Source organism: Rossellomorea oryzaecorticis, assembly GCF_038405515.1.
Classification (GTDB): domain Bacteria; phylum Bacillota; class Bacilli; order Bacillales; family Bacillaceae_B; genus Rossellomorea; species Rossellomorea oryzaecorticis_A.
The window spans coordinates 175,362-194,005 of record NZ_JBBYAF010000002.1 but is presented as its reverse complement, the minus strand read 5'-3'; the positions used below and the strand labels follow the sequence as shown (position 1 = coordinate 194,005).

The 18,644-nt window shown below is 45.9% G+C and carries 17 protein-coding genes and 1 riboswitch; of the genes, 9 read left to right on the top strand and 8 right to left on the bottom strand.

Translation table 11 applies throughout. From position 1 onward, the window contains the following. Nucleotides 1-7 precede the first annotated feature (7 nt). The 6 genes from uvrB to serC form a co-directional block, all read right to left on the bottom strand. Nucleotides 8-1,990 carry an excinuclease ABC subunit UvrB gene (uvrB, locus tag AAEO50_RS01875; RefSeq protein ID WP_341979803.1) on the bottom strand — a complete coding sequence of 661 codons (1,983 nt, stop codon included), beginning with the start codon at nt 1,988-1,990 and terminating at the stop codon, nt 8-10. A gap of 714 nt (nt 1,991-2,704) precedes the next feature. Further along, nucleotides 2,705-2,938 (bottom strand): CsbA family protein, encoded by a 234-nt coding sequence (locus AAEO50_RS01870; protein ID WP_341979875.1) that lies wholly within the window; start codon nt 2,936-2,938, stop codon nt 2,705-2,707. Between the two features lie 70 nt (nt 2,939-3,008). Further along, on the bottom strand, nt 3,009-3,650 hold the full coding sequence (locus tag AAEO50_RS01865; protein ID WP_341979801.1) for an HD domain-containing protein: 642 nt from the start codon (nt 3,648-3,650) through the stop codon (nt 3,009-3,011). Between the two features lie 69 nt (nt 3,651-3,719). After that, complete coding sequence (locus AAEO50_RS01860; RefSeq protein ID WP_341979799.1) at nt 3,720-4,487, bottom strand: alpha/beta hydrolase; 768 nt, start codon at nt 4,485-4,487, stop codon at nt 3,720-3,722. Between the two features lie 75 nt (nt 4,488-4,562). Beyond that, on the bottom strand, nt 4,563-5,735 hold the full coding sequence (locus tag AAEO50_RS01855) for a phosphoglycerate dehydrogenase (protein WP_341979797.1): 1,173 nt from the start codon (nt 5,733-5,735) through the stop codon (nt 4,563-4,565). A 12-nt stretch (nt 5,736-5,747) separates the two neighbouring features. Continuing rightward, nucleotides 5,748-6,818, bottom strand: coding sequence for a 3-phosphoserine/phosphohydroxythreonine transaminase (gene serC / locus AAEO50_RS01850; protein ID WP_341979794.1), 1,071 nt, complete (start codon nt 6,816-6,818; stop codon nt 5,748-5,750). A gap of 332 nt (nt 6,819-7,150) precedes the next feature. On the opposite strand from serC, the gene AAEO50_RS01845 reads away from it, so the two are divergent. The 3 genes from AAEO50_RS01845 to AAEO50_RS01835 are packed head-to-tail and all read left to right on the top strand — an operon-like array spanning nt 7,151 to nt 9,673. Continuing rightward, entirely contained in the window at nt 7,151-8,041 is an 891-nt protein-coding gene (locus tag AAEO50_RS01845; RefSeq protein WP_341979792.1) for an ABC transporter permease subunit, read from the top strand. Then, nucleotides 8,038-9,075 (top strand): ABC transporter permease subunit, encoded by a 1,038-nt coding sequence (locus tag AAEO50_RS01840; protein WP_341979790.1) that lies wholly within the window; start codon nt 8,038-8,040, stop codon nt 9,073-9,075. Before AAEO50_RS01845 ends, AAEO50_RS01840 begins: the two co-directional genes overlap by 4 nt. Next, complete coding sequence (locus AAEO50_RS01835) at nt 9,062-9,673, top strand: hypothetical protein (RefSeq protein ID WP_341979788.1); 612 nt, start codon at nt 9,062-9,064, stop codon at nt 9,671-9,673. Before AAEO50_RS01840 ends, AAEO50_RS01835 begins: the two co-directional genes overlap by 14 nt. Before the next feature lie 71 nt (nt 9,674-9,744). Here the strand turns inward: AAEO50_RS01835 and AAEO50_RS01830 are convergent, their stop codons facing one another. Continuing rightward, nucleotides 9,745-11,067 carry a TrkH family potassium uptake protein gene (locus AAEO50_RS01830; RefSeq protein ID WP_341979786.1) on the bottom strand — a complete coding sequence of 441 codons (1,323 nt, stop codon included), beginning with the start codon at nt 11,065-11,067 and terminating at the stop codon, nt 9,745-9,747. 3 nt (nt 11,068-11,070) lie between these two features. After that, the gene (locus AAEO50_RS01825; protein ID WP_341979783.1) at nt 11,071-11,727 is read right to left on the bottom strand and encodes a TrkA family potassium uptake protein; all 657 of its coding nucleotides are present in this window, start codon (nt 11,725-11,727) and stop codon (nt 11,071-11,073) included. 356 nt (nt 11,728-12,083) lie between these two features. Continuing rightward, nucleotides 12,084-12,214: riboswitch (cyclic di-AMP (ydaO/yuaA leader) on the bottom strand. Nucleotides 12,215-12,415: 201 nt separating this feature from the next. On the opposite strand from AAEO50_RS01825, the gene AAEO50_RS01820 reads away from it, so the two are divergent. From AAEO50_RS01820 to AAEO50_RS01795, 6 genes are all read left to right on the top strand, one after another. Then, complete coding sequence (locus AAEO50_RS01820; RefSeq protein ID WP_341979781.1) at nt 12,416-13,273, top strand: DUF1206 domain-containing protein; 858 nt, start codon at nt 12,416-12,418, stop codon at nt 13,271-13,273. Nucleotides 13,274-13,406: 133 nt separating this feature from the next. After that, nucleotides 13,407-14,714, top strand: coding sequence for a cell wall-binding repeat-containing protein (locus AAEO50_RS01815; RefSeq protein WP_341979779.1), 1,308 nt, complete (start codon nt 13,407-13,409; stop codon nt 14,712-14,714). A 179-nt stretch (nt 14,715-14,893) separates the two neighbouring features. Further along, nucleotides 14,894-16,273 carry a sensor histidine kinase gene (locus AAEO50_RS01810; protein ID WP_341979777.1) on the top strand — a complete coding sequence of 460 codons (1,380 nt, stop codon included), beginning with the start codon at nt 14,894-14,896 and terminating at the stop codon, nt 16,271-16,273. Continuing rightward, on the top strand, nt 16,270-16,956 hold the full coding sequence (locus AAEO50_RS01805; protein WP_341979776.1) for a response regulator transcription factor: 687 nt from the start codon (nt 16,270-16,272) through the stop codon (nt 16,954-16,956). Before AAEO50_RS01810 ends, AAEO50_RS01805 begins: the two co-directional genes overlap by 4 nt. A 19-nt stretch (nt 16,957-16,975) precedes the next feature. Next, nucleotides 16,976-17,890: a F510_1955 family glycosylhydrolase gene (locus AAEO50_RS01800; RefSeq protein WP_341979774.1), complete on the top strand. Its 915-nt coding sequence runs from the start codon at nt 16,976-16,978 to the stop codon at nt 17,888-17,890. 30 nt (nt 17,891-17,920) lie between these two features. After that, nucleotides 17,921-18,505, top strand: coding sequence for a TVP38/TMEM64 family protein (locus AAEO50_RS01795; protein WP_341979772.1), 585 nt, complete (start codon nt 17,921-17,923; stop codon nt 18,503-18,505). The last annotated feature ends 139 nt before the right edge of the window (nt 18,506-18,644 follow it).

The following is an 18,644-nucleotide window of genomic DNA, read 5'->3' as shown; positions in this document are numbered from 1 at the left end:
TCCTGTTTCATCCTTCCGCCTTTAGCTCAAGAATGGTGTCGCGAAGCTGGGCTGCACGTTCAAAGTCGAGCGCCTTGGCTGCTTCTTTCATTTCCACTTCTAAGCTAGCAATAAGTTTTTGTCTCTCCGGTTTGGACATATTTGATACTTTCGTCTCTTTCCCCTCATAAACCCCTGCTTCTTCTGCGGCATGTGTCGCACGGATGACATCTCTGATTTCTTTTTGGATCGTCGTCGGTGTGATCCCGTGTTTCTCATTGTATTCCTCTTGGATTTCACGACGGCGCTTCGTTTCATCGATCGCTTTCTGCATCGAATCAGTCATCTTATCCGCGTACATGATTACCTTACCGTTCGAGTTACGTGCGGCACGGCCAATCGTCTGGATGAGTGAACGTTCGGAACGCAGGAATCCTTCTTTGTCTGCGTCGAGAATCGATACCAGTGACACCTCGGGGATATCGAGTCCTTCACGGAGTAAGTTGATGCCTACCAGCACATCAAATTTCCCGAGACGGAGATCACGGATAATCTCAATTCGCTCGAGCGTCTTGATTTCAGAGTGCAGGTATTGAACCTTGATGCCGATCTCTTTTAAATAAGCGGAAAGATCCTCTGACATTTTCTTTGTCAATGTCGTGATGAGTACACGCTCATTCTTCTCGATTCGTTCATTGATTTCGCCGAGAAGGTCATCAATCTGCCCTTCAATCGGACGCACTTCAATAATAGGGTCCAACAGCCCGGTCGGACGGATGATCTGCTCGATCATTTCAGGGCTGTGTTCAAGTTCATACGGCCCCGGTGTTGCTGAAACGTATAGAAGCTGCTGTACTTTCTCTTCAAATTCTTCGAATCGCAGCGGCCGGTTGTCCATTGCAGAAGGCAGACGGAAGCCATGGTCGACGAGCACCTTTTTACGTGCCTGGTCACCGTTGAACATCCCCCTGATCTGGGGGAGTGTCACATGGGACTCATCGACGACGATCATGAAATCATCGGGAAAATAATCGAGCAGCGTGTATGGTGTAGAACCTGGAGGTCTCAGCGTCAGATGACGGGAATAGTTTTCGATCCCTGAGCAGAAGCCCATTTCACGCATCATTTCGAGATCGTAGCGTGTTCTCTGTTCGAGACGCTGAGCTTCGAGGAGCTTCCCGTCTTCTTTCATGATCGCTAACTGCTCTTCCAGTTCTTTTTCGATATTTTTAATCGCGACCTTCATCTTTTCTTCGCGTGTTACGAAATGGGATGCCGGGAATATGGCGACGTGATCACGGTCTCCCATGATTTCACCGGTCAGTGCATCGACCTCTCGGATACGGTCGATCTCATCCCCAAAGAACTCCACGCGCATACAATGTTCGTCGCGCGAAGCCGGGAAGATTTCCACAACGTCGCCGCGCACACGGAATGTTCCGCGCTGGAAGTCGATATCGTTTCGTTCATATTGGATATCCACAAGCTTCCTTAAAAGCTGGTTTCGTTCGATTTCCATCCCTGTACGCAGGGAGAGGACAAGCTCACGGTATTCTTCCGGGTTACCCAACCCGTATATGCAGGATACGGAGGCAATGATGATGACATCTCTCCGCTCAAATAAAGCCGATGTAGCCGAATGGCGGAGTTTATCGATCTCATCATTGATACTCGCGTCTTTTTCTATAAATGTATCGGTTTGAGGAACATAGGCCTCAGGCTGATAATAATCGTAGTAGCTGACGAAATACTCGACGGCATTATCAGGGAAGAAATCCTTGAATTCGCTGTAGAGTTGTCCGGCAAGTGTCTTATTGTGGGCAATGATCAGCGTCGGTTTCTCTACTTTCTGAATCACGTTGGAAACGGTAAAGGTCTTACCGGTACCTGTCGCCCCGAGGAGCGTCTGATGACGTTTCCCTTCATTAACACCCTGAACCAATCTGTCAATCGCCTTGGGCTGATCGCCCTCCGGCTTATATTTGGACTTTAACTCAAATTGTTCCTTCACCGTGAAACCTCCTATAATAAAGGATCCGTACCTTGTTATTTACCTATTTATTCACATAATAAACACAGTCCATTCATCTATACACATTCTACCACATCTCATACAGGAATAACCAATAAAAAGCGAACAAAAGTTCGTTTATTTATACCGCTTATGATTTCCGTGAAAGACTTCGCTTTCCGCGGGTGACCCGTGAGCCTCCTCGTCGCTTACGATCCTGCGGGTCAGAAAAGCGGAGGGGCTTCGCTCAGAGGCGGTTGGCATAAGGCGAATCGACCACGAAGGCGTTCTTTGCCTTCTTGGACGGTTTGACTTATGACATGTGCCTCTAAGCCCTATAGCTGGACACGTCTCACATTAGTCACATTTCCCGCAGGAGTCTCCGTCTTGCACTTCAATCAACCGCTGGAACCGACTTTTATTTCAATTTTATGGATAAGTGAAATTTTTTTAAACACGTAACCCTTTATCAGATGGATGGATTGTTTTTAAAAAGAAATACACACAGGTTGTGAATAACTATGTGTATAAGTTGTTGTGTAATGTGGAAAACACCATTTTCATCCACAAAAAAGTAACTGACTTGTGAGCATTGTGTATGAACACGCATTCATAATGTGGATAATTTATTTCCCGACCTACTTATGCACATAACGACACAACTTATCCACAATCCACAAGAAAAATGCCTGAACACCGCTTCATCCACAGTGTTCAGGCATTTTTTCTTGCTTTTGTCATCATTTGATTGCTGTACCAGAATCCGATGGTCAATGATGCGGCGTCGACCACGATCAGCCACCAGGAATCTGTATATCCTTTATAAACAGATGCAGCAATCAGTGCTACGGTAAGTATTAGTCCGACATAATGATTGTAGGTGACCCTGGTGAACAGAACCACGAGCAATCCCGGTAAAAAGATCCCCAGTATGAATTTAGACACGATCCACTCTCCTCAATTGAAGGGAATAACCATATTTTAACGAAAATGCATCTGAGAAGAAAGGATTTTCTCCCTATTCGTCCCCTTCCTGGATCAATCGCTGCGTCTGCTCCTTCAGTTCACTATGAGGTATGAACTTCTCAGACAGCATGTCAGGGAGTATGTACTCCAGGAAGTATTGGACGCATTGGAGTTCTTTGAACCTCACGATCGTCGACAATGCTCCCTGATAGATTTCCATGAATAACGGATCGGGATTTCCTTTCTGGATTTCACCGAATGATTCATATAAAAGGTCGATTTTGTCTGCTACCGACAGAATCTTCCCTTCCAATGATGCGTCTTTGCCTTCTTTGAAACGTCCTCTGTATACTTCCTGAAATTGTGGAGGAAATTCTGTCGAGATGAATTTTTTAACCATTTCATCTTCGACCTGACTGAACAGATCACGCAGTTCCACCGAAGCATATTTTACAGGCGTTTTGATGTCACCAGTAAACAATTCTGCATAGTCATGGTTCAGTGCTTTTTCATAAAGAGCTTTCCAGTCGACTTCTTGTCCATTCTGTTCTTCGACGGTTCCGAGAAATTGAGAAATCTTGGTCACTTTGAAGGAATGACTGGCCACATTGTGTTCATGATATTTAAAACGTCCCGGACAGCGGACGAGCGTCTCCAGGTCCGAGAGACTTTTGAAATAATGATGAATTCCCATAGTATTCTCCTCTCATTATAATAGTCCCGGGAAGTACTATACCCTTTTCTCTTTAAAAGAAACAATTCATTACTTTTTCAGCAGCTCCTCCACTTCCCCGAGCAAAATGGCATTGAGTGCATCATGGTGAAGGGTCGGGATTTGGTGGGAGGCTCCTGGGATGATATAGATCTTTTTTGGATGACAATCCTTGTAGCACTCCATCTGATCGTTCAGCCAATCCGATTTTTCTCCATAGATCAAGAGAAGCGGAAGTTTGCAGTGGTTCATTTTTTCAATGCCGTCATAAAGAAGGGACTGCTTGTAAAAATGGTACCAGATCTCAGGATTCGCCTTGTTCATATGAAGAAGCAGTTCTTTTCGTTCCATCTTGCTTTTCGTGTGCGCTTTAGAAATGATTTTAGCGAGGCGGACGGGATGGTTACGGACCAGTTTCATCCCTGCTAAATGCATCAGCTTCAGTTTGTTGTGTATCACTTTCGGATACGCCCCGATCAGGATAAGGGCGCTCACTTTATTTTTATATAAAGATGCAAACTCCTGCGCAATGACTCCTCCTGCCGAATAGCCGATGAGAACGCATGTGGATATCTGTAAGTGATCGAGAATGAAGTTGATTTCTTCCGCGTAGGAGTCGAGGCTTACGAATGACTTGAGGGACGGTGAATCCCCGTGTCCTGACAAGTCCGGGATAATCAGCCGGAACTGCTTGGCGAGGGTGTGCTGTTTGTCAAAAACAACCCTCCCCATTCCAGGTGGATGCAGGAATACGAGCGGTGTCCCTTTTCCTATATCTTCGAAAAATAGAGTCGATCCCTGATAGGATACACTTGGCATAAATGAAAACCTCCCTTAATCCGAGTTAGTCTATTACACATTCTTCTCGGGTTAAGGGAGTTCTAGTCATATTTTTTAGATGAGACGAACCGATACGACGCCGTCGATGGCTTTCAATTTGGATTTCACATCGTTCTGCTCTTCTTCTGTCAGTTCTTGGTCAAGGTCGATCATCGTGTAGGCCCATGTGTTTTTACTGCGGTTGATCATGTCGGCGATGTTGACCGCATAACCGGATAAAGTCGTCGTGATGCCCCCGACCATGTTCGGGATGTTTTTATGCATCACGGTCACACGCATCTTCCCACTGTACGGAAGTTCCACGTCAGGCAGATTGACTGCATGTTTGATGTTACCTGTTTCAAGATAGGTTTTCAGCTGTTTGGCCGCCATGACGGCGCAGTTTTCTTCCGATTCAACGGTTGAAGCGCCGAGGTGGGGAACCGGGACGACATTGTCCAGTTTCAATACGTATTCGTTCGGGAAATCCGTGACGTATTTTTTGACGATGCCGGCGTTTAACGCTTCACCGAGCGCACTTTCTTCGACAAGCTCCCCTCTCGAGAAATTCAGGAGGGTGATGCCCTTCTTCATGCGTCTGAAGCTGTCATTATTCACGAAGTGCTTCGTTTCATCCGTAAGCGGGATGTGGAATGTGACAAAGTCACATTGCGCCCATACGTCTTCGATATTATGCGCTCTTTTTACGTCCTGGGATAATCTCCATGCGGCGTCGACTGAAATGAATGGATCGTAGGCGACAACGTCCATGCCGAGTGCCAGCGCATCGTTCGCGACGAGGACACCGATGGCGCCGAGTCCGACTACACCCAGCTTTTTCCCTTTGATTTCACTTCCGACAAACTCTTTCTTTTTGGCCTCGACGACAGTGGACACATCTTCTTCATTATGAAGCGTCTTTGCCCAGCCTACCGCTGAATAGAGATTGCGCGAAGAAGCGATCAAGTTCGCGAGCACTAGTTCTTTTACGGCATTGGCATTTGCACCGGGCGTATTGAACACGACGATTCCTTGATCGGTGCACGAGTCCACAGGGATATTATTGACGCCTGCCCCGGCACGTGCAATCGCTTTTAAAGACGGGGGGAACAAGAAGTCATGAAGATTCTGGGACCGTACAAGAAGGCCATCCGGATCTCCTTTGCCGTTCAGATGATAATTGATGTCGTCCTCGATTAATGAAAGTCCGCTTTTTGATATCGCATTGTACGTATTAATTGAAATCATTGTGATCCTCCTTCACTGCTTCTTTTCAAAGTTCTTCATAAATTCGACGAGCTCCTTCACACCTTCGAGCGGCATGGCGTTATAGATGCTTGCACGCATCCCGCCTACCGACCGGTGACCTTTCAGAAACTCGAACCCTGCTTCTTTTGCTTCTTTTAAAAATCTGGCATTTATTTCATCGTCGGTTGCGGTAAATGGAATGTTCATCAGTGACCGGTTTTCTTCCCGGACAGGGTTATGAAAAAGTCCCGACTGATCGATATAGGAGTACAGCAGGTCCGCTTTTTCCTGATTACGTGCCTCCATCCCTTCTACTCCGCCATTTTCTTTCACCCATTCCAGCACAAGTTTCAGCACATAGATGGCAAAGGTCGGCGGCGTGTTGAATAGCGATCCGTGTTTGACATAGGTCTCGTAATTCAGCAGCACCGGACAGTGATCAGGTGCATTGCCAACCAGGTCTTTGCGGATAATCGCGACGGTGACGCCTGAAGGGCCGAGATTCTTCTGTGCCCCTGCGTAAATGAGGCCGAATCTGGAAACGTCGAGTTTTTCAGAAAGAATATGCGATGACATGTCCGCGACCAGCGGGATATCCCCGGTTTCCGGGTAGCCATTGAAACGTGTTCCTTCTATTGTATTATTCGAGGTGATATGTACATACTGTGCATTTTCTGAAAAATCCTTTGCTGAATAAGACGGAATCGCTGTTTGTGTTTCCACTTTATGCGTCCGTACTTCTCCTACTTTGTCGGCTTCCTTTACAGCCTTATCAGACCAGCTGCCGGTCAGGATATACTCGGCAGTTTGACCGGGACCGAGCAGATTCAGCGGGATCATGGAGAATTGAAGGGAAGCTCCCCCTTGCATGAACAGGACGTGATAATCTTCCGGAATGGAAAGCAGTTCCCTCAGCAGGGCTTCCGCTCCTTCGATGATTTGTTGAAATGGAGCCGAGCGATGGCTGAGCTCCATCACGGACATGCCGGTGCCTTCATAATCAAGCAGTTCTTGCTGCACCTTTTCAAGCACTGACTTCGGCAGCACGGCAGGACCGGCCGAGAAATTATAGACAGTTTTCACGTACAACACCACCTTATAAAAAGTTCAGAATTTTTACACATTATATTGAACACCGGCGTTTCCGTCAATCTTACTCACCTGACATGTAAACGCTTAATCACCCCCCTTTTTATCAAATTCCATACCCATCGTTTCGTTCTTTTGAAATTTGAGATTTCATTGAAGGCCCGTCCCTCGTCGCGTTAAAGCAACGAGGGACGGGCCTTGAAAGAAAGGACTTTATTACTCTATTGAAGGGATAATATGTAAATGGTATAGTATAATGGGTAAATATTCTGAAAAGTTTGTAATGTAAATGTAATCATACTACTAGTGTTTAAGGGGGGACACCGATGAAAAAACATCTTTTGCGGCTGCCTGTTCAATTCATTTTGACGTGCCTCGGTTTATTTTTATTCAGCGGTGCCGGGTCACTGCTTATGTACGATCATGAGCTCGTCATACATATCGCGAAATACCTGCATACGTTAGAACTGATTTTAAAGGATCTCTTGGATCCCGGAAATATACTGATCCGAGTGGAAGCGGATGGGAAGGACTATCCGATTTTCCCAATGCTGTTAAAACTATTCGGCTATTCATTCCTGCTTCTGGCGTCAGCCTTTCTCATTGCCGTTGTGAGCGCTGCTCTATTAAGTTATCTATCTATGCTTCTGCCTCGCAGGGCACATCGGTTTTTTCTGAGAATTCTTGATCTGCTTGATTCCCTTCCTGATGTTCTGGTCGTGGTGATCCTGCAGCTGTTTATCATTTGGCTGTTTAAAAAGACCGGCATTCTTTTCTTCGATATGTATGCACTCGGAGAAGAGAGGATCTATGTCCTGCCAATCATTTGTTTAGCCGTGATGCCGATTGCCTTTTTAATCAAGAACTTCTTGTTTCAGCTAAGTGAAGAAGGTGATAAACCGTACGTCGAATTTTCTTTCTCAAAAGGGTTTTCCAAGGCTTACACCCTTTGGGTCCACCTTTTCAGGAACGTATGGATCAGCTTCTACTATCATATGAAACCGATCTTCCTGCTCATGCTCTCGAATCTGTTGATTATTGAAATCCTCTTTAACATCAATGGATTCATGGCGGCGATGTTGTCGGTTGCTGTCAGTGAGCCAAGTGCATTTTTTATCGGCATGCTCATGATTTATGTTCCTTTCTTCATCTTATTCAGTCTTGGGCAGCTCTTTATTACAAAATATACGGGCATCCATGAGGAGGTGGAATCATGAGTTTGTTGAGATCTTATCGTTTCTGGATACCGCTCGTGATATTACTGGCCATGATCATCGGGAGCTACCTTGTACCGATTCTCTATCCAGATTTTCAAGAATCCGGCCCACCCTATATGACCGATGAAGAGACAGGCAGGGTGATTGCAGCACCACCTTATTCGACTTCCGAAATGCCTCCGCTCGGGAGCGATAAGCTCGGAAGGAACATGTTCATCATCCTGGTGGCGGGTGCTAAATACACACTATTGTCGGCGATTGCCATCGCTTTGTTGAGAATGGCCGGCGGATTTATCACAGGGGTGCTGTATGCGTTTCTTCCCCGCTGGCTGCGGGCAGGGGCAAAAGGTTTGTTGGACACTTTTAATTTCATACCGCTTGCCATTGTCGTCTATATCCTGCTTTTCCCCCTTCAACTGGCATTCGCAGGGGGCTCCCTTCCATCCTTCAGATTCCTGATTATCGAAATCATCGTGATTTCATTGATTGTCATTCCATCACTCGGAATGTACGTCGGACAAGGGATGCATGACTTCTTGAAACAGGATTTCGTATCGGCTTCCCGGACGATGGGTGCGGGGCGCATTCAGTTGATCCGCAGGCATCTGTGGCCTTATTTCAGCCGACAGTCGATTGTACTGTTTTCCGAACAGCTCGCACAGACGCTTTTTCTCCTTGTTCAGCTTGGGATTCTGCACATTACATTGGGAGGTCTGATCACAGAAAATTTCGGGGTTCTCGAGTACATCCCTCAGTATTTTTCTGTCACAAATGAATGGGCTGCAACGATGAGCATCAACATACAGCAGATCTTCAATAAGCCGATGCTCTTACTGGCACCTTTACTGTTTTTTGCGGTATCCATTTATTGCGTGAATCAGATCAGCACCGTCTTGAGGCAGGTACTGATCGACGAGCAAACGATTAGGGGAAGACGGAGTAAAAAGTTAGATCAAACAAATACTGTCTTTTCTAAGCAAAATGTGGAGGATTTTCATTTCGTTCAGGGGAGGAATCAACATGAATCCATTTAGACTGGTGACTGTTTTATCACTCTCCCTTCTCTTTCTGTTGTCCGGCTGCCGTGTCGTCCTGGTCGACGAATCACTGAAACAGACCGCTGCTGAACCTGAGCCTAAAGGAAAAGAATCGATTGCGCTGCAGTCAAGTATGCAATTCAGCAAAGATAAATTGGTGTTTCGCGGAGTGACGGATCTGCCCAAGGGTGCTGTTATTGAAGCGAGTTTAAAGGAATACCCGCAAGATGTGACGCTTGATCAGGTCATGAATGCGGAAGCGGAACCATTGGATGGGTCTAAGATGTCCCAAACAGGGGAAGTGGAAGACGACGGCACCTTTCTGATCGTCATGAAACGCGAGGATACCGAAAAAAGATACCAGGTATCCGTTCAATTCAGGCCTGAGCTGCAGCCGCAGCATGTGAAAGATCAATACGGAGAAAACGGTGAAAACATCGGTCCCGGCGAAGGGGTCTTTAAATATGAGGCCGGCCAATCGGAATTTACCGGAATCGCACTATACGGCCCCCTCCCAAATATAGAGGATGGCGGATTTTATTATCGAGGGAAATGGGATTTGCATGAGACTCAGGAAAAATCGAGGCCTTCGTGATGCACCGACCTTCCCTATACACACTAAAAAACCTGTGCTCATAAAAAGCACAGGTTTTTTTGCGGAATGGATCATCCCGTCAGGATATCCTCCTTCGGATAACGTATCTTTTCCTTATCCGGTTTCGACAGCGAGAATGCAAGCGTAAGCGGACCGAGTTTCCCGATGAACATGACGACGATGATGACGCTCTTCCCTATTTCGGTAAGAGAGCCGGTGATGCCCATCGAAAGACCGACGGTTCCGAATGCAGACACGACTTCAAAGAGGACCGGCAGGAAATCAGTTCCTTTTTCACTGATATTCAAGATGAATAAAGCAGTGAAAACAAGAAATATGCTCATCATGGAAACTGCCAGTGCCTTGAAAATATGAAATTCGCTGATCGTGCGTCGGAACAGGCGGATTTCACGTTTCTCTTTTAAAAATGCTAATGCACTAAGGGAAATGACCACAAATGTCGTTAGCTTGATTCCCCCCCCGGTCGACGCGCTTCCTGCTCCGATGAACATGAGCAGGATGGTCAATAAAATCGAATCCCGCTCCATGCTCGCATAATCAAGGGAGTTGAATCCTGCTGTACGCGGCGTCACTGCAGAGAAATAAGCAGCTTGCAGTTTATCAAACAGGGATAGATTCGCCAGCGTATGGGGGTTGTTGAACTCAAGAATAAAAAGAATGATCATGGCTGCCGTATTGATGATCAACGTACCCCACAGCATAATTTTCGTATGAAGGGACAGCTTCCTGAACGATCTCGTCTTATAAAGATCTACCAGCACTGTAAATCCGATCCCGCCGATGATGAATAATGAAGAAATCACAATATTCACCGTCGGATTCCCCGCATACCCCATCAGGCTGTCCGGCCATATGGAGAATCCTGCGTTGTTAAAAGCTGAAATCGAATGAAATAAACTGACATACAGTCCCCTGCCCCATCCATATTCAGGTACCCATTCGACGGCGAGCAGGACGACCGCCGCCGCTTCCACGGTAAAGGAAAAGACAAATAAATATTTTACAAGCTTAATGACACCGCCCACAGAGGTCTGGTTCAACGCCTGCTGAATTAAGAGCCGTTCCCTGAACCCTATTTTCTTGCCGATCATCATAAAGATGAGGACGGCAAAGGACATGATGCCGAGGCCGCCGATTTGAATGAGACACATGATGACGACTTCGCCAAACAGAGTGAATACACTCCCTGTATCAACGACGATCAGTCCGGTGACCGTCATCGCAGATACTGCCGTGAATAAGGCGTCCAGCATCGTAATGCCCCCGACTGTGGCAAAAGGCAGCTTTAAAAGAAACATCCCGAGCGTACTGAAAAAGACAAAAATGACCACCAGCAGCTGCGGCGGGCTCCATTGAACAACTCGTTTCTTCACGGTTTATACACCTTCTTTTTCAAAACGATTAATATCGCGATTATGACCGATCACAATCAGAAGGTCCTCCTTTTGAATCACTTCATCTGCAGACGGCGAGACGATGACTTCTTCACCGCGGTGAATGGCAATGATATTACAGCCATATTTGGCACGCACATCTAAATCCATCAAAGTTTTTCCTGACACTTTTTTTGTTGCCAGCACCTCGACGATACTGTGTTCCTTGGATACTTCTATATAATCGATGATTTTTTCAGACGTAATATGGTGGGCGATCCTTCTCGCCATATCGCGTTCAGGATGAATGACTTTATCCGCACCGATGCGGTCGAGAACCTTCTGATGATACGCATTCGAAGCTTTTACCCACACCTCTTTGACCCCGATTTCTTTTAATTGAAGGGTCGTCAGGATGCTCGCTTCAATATTTTCACCGAATGATACGATGACATGGTCGAAGTTCCGCAGACCAAGCGATTTCAACACCGATTCGTCCATCGCATTGGCCTGGACGGCATGTGTGGCGATGTCCTGGAACTTCTGGACGACATCATGGTGGATGTCGATTGCCAGGACCTCCACGTTGAGATGTGCAAGTTCCTGAACAAGGTTTCCTCCAAATCTCCCTAATCCGATGACTGCAAATTGTTTCTTCATGATGTGTAACCTCCAAAACCCTTTTTATTAGCTTAACCAATTGGTGCTATACAACTCCGCTACTGCAAATCTGCGAAAACATGAGTTGTAATTTGTTGAAAAATCAACCATTAGATTTGCCTTACTGTTGCTTTAGCTGAATCCAGCTGTTGATTGGAGTGCAAGACGAAGACTCCTGAAGAGTAGCTAATGTGAGACCCCGCAGGAACGAAGTGACGAGGAGGCTCACGGGCTACCCGCGGAAAGCGAAGTCTTGCACGGAAATCAACAGCGGTATTACATGACTATACCAAAAAAACAACGCAAAAAGACCACAAGGAATACACCCTGTGGTCATCAAATTTTGATCACAAGTATCATCCTCTCCCATTACGCTTACGAGGTTAGCTGTCGGATTCGGGCGGTGGAAGTAGCCCTACCTTTTAAAAAGGATTCACCCCTGTAACATGGGTCCCCCGCTTCAATTAGAATTAAGCGATAAAGAATAGTTAATTTGGCTGATTAAGAAAACAGCCTCGATGATAGATATCATACTCCTCTCCTGCCTCGTTGTAAATATGTTTTTAATGAAAATATCCGTGTCGAAAATGGAAGATATTTTTCATACCGCGGGAGGTTTCCTTTTTAACTATATGGGGAAAAGCCTACATAAGTAACACGAACGAAGTACTAGAAGGGACGAAGGAATATGGCTGATTTTTCATCAATAGCAACAAGAGTAACAAGCAGTCAGAGCTCATCCTCCTCCCAGGACATCAAGCCCTGGATCAGAGGATTTGCACGAGTTGGATATATAGCAAGAGGAAGTGTTTATTTGATGATCGGAGCCCTGGCACTGATGGCAGCATTTGGAGCAGGCGGAAGCATGTCCGATTCCAGCGGTGCGTTCAGTGCGGTTGCACAGGCTCCATTCGGTGAAGTGCTGTTATGGATCGTCGGAGTCGGTATTATCGGAATCGTCATGTGGAGTTTCATCGAAGCATTCAAAGATCCCGGACATTCCGACAGTTTATGGAAGTCTGCGTTTAGGAGACTGACTCATTTCATCAGCGGAATCATTTATAGTGCACTTTCCTACAATGCCTTCATGATCGCCATGCATGCTAAAAGCGGTTCGGGATCGGGATCTAAACAGTCCATGTCAGCAAAGTTGCTGTCACAGCCTTTCGGTCAATGGATCGTCGGAATCGTCGGAGCCATCATCATCGGATATGCATTATACGAAATGTACTCGGCTCACAAGGAAACCTATACAAAGTATTTCAAGCGTCACGAAATGTCTGATAAGGAATGGCAATTAGGAAAAAAAGCAGGAAAGCTGGGACTATACTCACGCGGATTCGTCTTCCTCTTCATCGGCTATTTCTTTATCCAGACAGCCATCACCGCAGACCCGGATAAAACGAAAGGACTTGACGGGGCACTATCCAAAATTGCTCAGCAGCCTTATGGACAGTGGATTCTTGCGGTTGTAGCCGTCGGCTTGTTCCTGTATGGGGTTTATCAGATCCTGAAAGGAAAGAATCGTCATTTAAGTATGTATTGATTTATAGATGGACATTAACAGAGCCTGAGTGATCAGGCTCTGTTTTTTATTTGAAGTTTGATTGAATGCATGATTTTTGCTTTAATTTTAGGTATATTACCTTGTATAGATCAATGAAAGAAGGTACCCTCTAATGAAAAAAGAAACCATTATCATCATGACCTCCCTGTCGATGCTTCTCTCAGCATGCAGTAACGGTCCTGATACCAACGAGCATTCCGGCCACGAAAATATGGAGCAACCTCAAGGAGATCACGGCGACAGTCATAGCGATGAACACCATGATGATCATGAACATTCCGATGATATCTTCGGAGAAATGAACAAGAATCAATCCTATGAAATTCCTGATGAATTCAATGAAGCAGCATCCCAGAATCTGCAAACGCTCATGACCAAAAACAGCACCCGATTGAATACGAGCGAGGCGGCTGCAGCTTCCATCCTTACTTCTCAGATGATTTGGCCTTCCACTCACAAAAACAGCCAGCCGGGCACGGTGATCCTGATACCGGAAAACAACTGGCAGATTGGCCTGGCCGCTGTCGACCTTATCCATCATCCAAACAACGGGCCAGTCTTGCACTATAGCGAAAAAGGGATACCTGAGAACGTGATGAACGAAATCAAACGGTTGAATCCGAAAGGAAATGTGAACAAAACACAGGTTATGGTGATGGGAGATGCGCCTGATGCCGTTACCCAGCAGCTGCAAGGATACGTCATACAGGAAGTGAGAGGTAGCTCCCCTGAAAAATTTGCTGCTGACATCGACCAAACCTATGCCGAAGTGACAGACAATAAGTACCCGGAAAGCATCATCATTGTCTCGTCAGAAGAAAACGCAAAACCTTATTCACTTCTCGCAGCTAACTGGATCGCTCACATGCCTGAACCTATCCTTTTCGTGAATGATAAAGGCATCCCTGAAGAAACAAAGAATGCATTGAAAAAACGGGATGGTAAAGCGAACCTTTACCTGCTTGGAGCAAAGAAAGAGATAACGGATGAGGTGGCAAAGGAATTAAAAACCTATGGAAGCGTGACGAGAATAAAAGGGAAAGACCCCGTATCCATGAGTGTGGAATTCGCTAAATTCAAAGATAAGGATACCGGCTTCGGCTGGGGATTGACAGATCCCGGGCACGGTGTTTCGTTCATTTCAACCACCACACCACAGCTTGTGATTCCTGCAGCCCCTTTTTCCCATCTTGGAAAGCACGCTCCCCTTGTTTGGCTGGAGAACGGGAAAGCAAACAAGACTGTGGTTGACTTTTTAGCAGAAATCAAGCCTGCTTTCAAAGAGAATCCACAAGAAGGACCGTACAATCACGGGATCATCATCGGCGATTTACAAGCCATCCCTTATCAGACACAAGGCATTCTTGATGATGTCCTTGAAATTGTCCCAGCCAGCGGAGATGCTCACGGAGGACATTGAGTAAGACATGGAAGGCAGGCCCGCTAAAGGAGCTTGTCTTTTCATTGTTTGTCTTACTAGTTCCATTGAAGCTAAAATGAAGTTAAGGGAATAACGTGTTTGGAACAATACAATTAAAAACTGCACAAATTCTTCAAAAAGTTCAGGTACGATTTCATTGAGGGGAATGGGGGTATTCAGTGAATAAAATCTCAACAAAATTAGCTCTATACTTTACGATTGCCGTTATGATCATGGAAGCATTTCTTATGTTTTACCTTCATGAAAAAATCGTCAGCAACCGCATCGAAGAAGAGCTGCAGTCCATTCAATTAAGAGGAAACAGCCACAGGGATGTGTTGGAAGATAACTACTCCCAGGATACCCTGCATCATATCGCCCTTATGGAGTCAAAAACCGAAACGGAAGTATTGATCACAGATAGAAATCACGGTAAGATTATCAGCTCTGCCGACTTTTCTTCCAAGCTGGACGCACTGATTGAAAGCACTCCCTCTTCACTCGGCAGGGAAGGGAAAATCCTTGAGTCGGATTATAGGGATCAGCGTTATCTCGCCACCGTCACTTCTTTTAAGACAGACAGCGAGTCCGGATATGTGTACATGTTTAAAAGCACGGCACCCCTCCGCGAGCTGATCAAGGAACTGAATGCCCACTTTTTGATTGCCGGCATTTCCAGTTTATTCTTACTGGTCATCATCCATTTCACCCTATCCAAAATCCTGACCAGGCCGCTCATCCGGATGAAACGCGCCACTGAAAAAATCAGTAAGGGTGATTATGAAGTCGCTCTCCCCAGGCTCGGAAATGATGAAATCGGAGAATTGGGGGAATCGATCAACAAACTGTCAAAGGATTTAAAAACCATGAAAAGAGACCGGGCCGAGTTTTTAGGCAGCATCTCACATGAACTAAGGACGCCGCTTACATATGTACAAGGTTATACGAATGTGGCGCTGCGTGAGAATATTGACGAAAAGGACCGGCAGGAATACTTGCGGATCATACAGGAAGAAACAAGCACCATTGTAGCGCTCGTAGAAAATTTATTCGAATTGGCCAAGCTGGATGAAAATACGTTCACGATTTTGAAAGAGCATGTTGAACTCTGCCCTTTACTGCGTAAAATCCATACAAAGATGGCACCTGCTTTTAACAGCGAGGGGATCTCGCTGGATGTTGAATGCCATGAAGATCTGACTCTGTATGCGGATCCAATCAGGCTCGAACAAATTCTCTTGAACCTCCTGGATAACGCAAGAAAATATTCCAAGGCCGGTTCTGCGACCAGACTTCACGTCACAGCTGAAGCTCATTCACTGGTCTTTACAATAGCAGATGAAGGAATCGGAATCCCGCAGTCCGAGCTCCCTCATATTTTTGAACGCCTTTACCGGGTTGAAAAATCAAGATCACGGGAGCTTGGAGGGACGGGGTTGGGGCTTTCCATCGTCAAAATGCTTGTAGAAGCCCATGGAGGAGATATCTCCATTACAAGTTCAGAAGGAGTGGGAACGACGGTTATGCTGACAATGCCCAATGAGGAGGATCGAGAATGAACACGATTTTACTAGTAGATGATGAAGCACGGATGCTGAACCTGCTGGAGCTTTATTTAAGCCCTGGCGGCTATTCCATTTTAAAAGTGAATAATGGCCATGAAGCGATTCAAGCCATCAAAAATAAATCGGTCGACCTGGTTCTTCTCGATATCATGATGCCGGAACTGTCAGGCTGGGAAACCTGTGAACGCATCCGTTCATTTTCAAACGTTCCCATCATCATGCTGACGGCCAGGGATACAAAGGGTGACGTCATAAAAGGACTTAATGCAGGAGCGGATGATTACATCACGAAGCCTTTTGATGAAGAGGTGCTTCTTGCCCGTATAAACGCCCTTTTAAGGAGACGTAACAATGACTTTCATTCAGCACAGAACCATCTGCTGACCCGGGGTGATTTCACCCTGGATTCCAGTTCCTATACGTTTCATCACCGTGATCAGAAGATTGCGCTCACTCTTAAAGAATTCAAATTGCTCGAATCGCTGATGAAAAACCCGGAGCGGGTTCACACTCGTGAACAATTGCTCGTGATGGTCTGGGACATAAACTCAACGACTGAGACCAGGACAGTGGACTCTCATATCAGAAATCTGAGAGACAAACTTAAACGTGCCGATTTCCCGATTGAAGATCATTTGACGACTGTTTGGGGAATCGGCTATCAGTGGAAAATTTAAACAGAAAGCAGGAGATTGAATGAGAAAATTGATTGGACTTTTAGGGGCAGCAGGATTGCTGGTTACCGGCTGCTCTTCTTCTGGAGACGAAGAATATAAATTCATTGAAGCAGAAAGCGGAAATATCGAACATCTGCACGGGGCAGGCTATCCAAATGATAAAGAAGCATTTGTCATTGCCACTCATAACGGTCTTTATAAATATGAAGATGGAAAATGGCTCGAAGCGAACAGTGAAAAGCATGATTATATGGGGTTTTACCCTTATAGCGAAGGTTTCTATTCAAGCGGCCATCCTGAAGAAGGCTCTGACTTGAAAAATCCTTTAGGCCTGATCAAAAGTACCGACTATGGTAAGAGTATGAAGAAACTTGCCTTCTACGGGGAAACTGATTTTCATTATCTTGCGGCCGGCTATGAGTCAGGTGCCGTTTATGTATTGAATCAAGAACCTAATTCAAGTCTTGAAAGTGGACTTTATCTTACAGAGGATGAAGGAGAAAATTGGAGCAAGAAAGAAATGTCAGGATTTGATTCGACAGGCATCGGCGGGATGGCTGTCCACCCGACTGACAAAAACACGATGGCGATCGCAAGCCGAGACGGCCTCTTCCTTTCTGAGGACGGCGGTGATAACTTCAAGGCTGTAACGGAAGGGAAAATGACGACAGGCATTTTGCTGGGCGAAAAAACAGCGGTGTATTCTTCAATCGAAAATGGAGAAATAACACTCGTGGAATTCGACCTTGAAAGCGGCAAAGAAACTCCGCTTCAAGCACCCGCCTTGAAAGAGGATAATCCCATCATGCATATCAACCAAAACCCAAGTGAACCTTCAGAATTGACGATTGTGACGTATAAAAATGATATATACCGCACGACCGATAAGGGTGAGAAGTGGGAAGAAATCATGGATGAAGGTACAATTGAATAGCAGGAAGATTTTTAAAGACACGTTTAAGGAATGAAGAGAATGGACTGGCTGGCACTTACCATAAAGGAAATAATAGAGAATCATTTGAGCGGGAGTGCAGTCTTACTGGCTATCTTCAGCGTACTCGTGAACATTCTGATCAGTATTGCCGGCGTACTTCCGAGCTTTTTCATCACTGCTTTGAACATTTCTTACTTTGGCCTGGAAACTGGATTACTTCTCTCCATCATCGGGGAATCGCTCGGTGCCATCGTCACGTTTGTGCTCTACCGGAAAGGGATATCCGCCGCAAAGCTCGATACGATATCAAACAATCGATACTTTTTAAGATTGAAGCAGGCAAAAGGAAATGAGTGGATTTTCCTGCTGTTTGTTTTTCGCATCGTCCCGTTTGTCCCTTCCGGTGTCGTCACAGCCGCAGCCGCATTCAGCAACATCCCCCTCACCGCTTTTGCCGTGGTGAGCACGGTGGGGAAAATCCCGGCTCTCTTGCTGGAAGCTTTAATCGTCGTGAATGTGATCGAAGCGTCAAAGGGAACGTGGATATTGCTGGGAGCCGCGGCGGTATTGGGACTCGGATATGCAGCGGTCCGCTACGGACGCCAGCGAAGATAGCATACTTAACGCCCGGAACATTGGATTCCGGGCGTTTTTTGGGGTGTGTTATGTTTGATTGTACCTGGTACATCACAGCTTAAATGTACCTGGTACACCAAGCAGCGGTCCAGGTACCGTCACATAAGGAGTAAAAAAT

Coding starts and splice junctions, on each gene's coding strand:
- AAEO50_RS01855 (WP_341979797.1), bottom strand. CDS start 5,735: ATGATTTCAATTAATACGTACAATGCGATATCAAAAAGCGGACTTTCA.
- AAEO50_RS01845 (WP_341979792.1), top strand. CDS start 7,151: ATGAAAAAACATCTTTTGCGGCTGCCTGTTCAATTCATTTTGACGTGC.
- AAEO50_RS01805 (WP_341979776.1), top strand. CDS start 16,270: ATGAACACGATTTTACTAGTAGATGATGAAGCACGGATGCTGAACCTG.
- AAEO50_RS01835 (WP_341979788.1), top strand. CDS start 9,062: ATGAATCCATTTAGACTGGTGACTGTTTTATCACTCTCCCTTCTCTTT.
- AAEO50_RS01795 (WP_341979772.1), top strand. CDS start 17,921: ATGAAGAGAATGGACTGGCTGGCACTTACCATAAAGGAAATAATAGAG.
- AAEO50_RS01840 (WP_341979790.1), top strand. CDS start 8,038: ATGAGTTTGTTGAGATCTTATCGTTTCTGGATACCGCTCGTGATATTA.
- AAEO50_RS01800 (WP_341979774.1), top strand. CDS start 16,976: ATGAGAAAATTGATTGGACTTTTAGGGGCAGCAGGATTGCTGGTTACC.
- AAEO50_RS01820 (WP_341979781.1), top strand. CDS start 12,416: ATGGCTGATTTTTCATCAATAGCAACAAGAGTAACAAGCAGTCAGAGC.
- AAEO50_RS01860 (WP_341979799.1), bottom strand. CDS start 4,487: ATGCCAAGTGTATCCTATCAGGGATCGACTCTATTTTTCGAAGATATA.
- AAEO50_RS01825 (WP_341979783.1), bottom strand. CDS start 11,727: ATGAAGAAACAATTTGCAGTCATCGGATTAGGGAGATTTGGAGGAAAC.
- AAEO50_RS01815 (WP_341979779.1), top strand. CDS start 13,407: ATGAAAAAAGAAACCATTATCATCATGACCTCCCTGTCGATGCTTCTC.
- AAEO50_RS01865 (WP_341979801.1), bottom strand. CDS start 3,650: ATGGGAATTCATCATTATTTCAAAAGTCTCTCGGACCTGGAGACGCTC.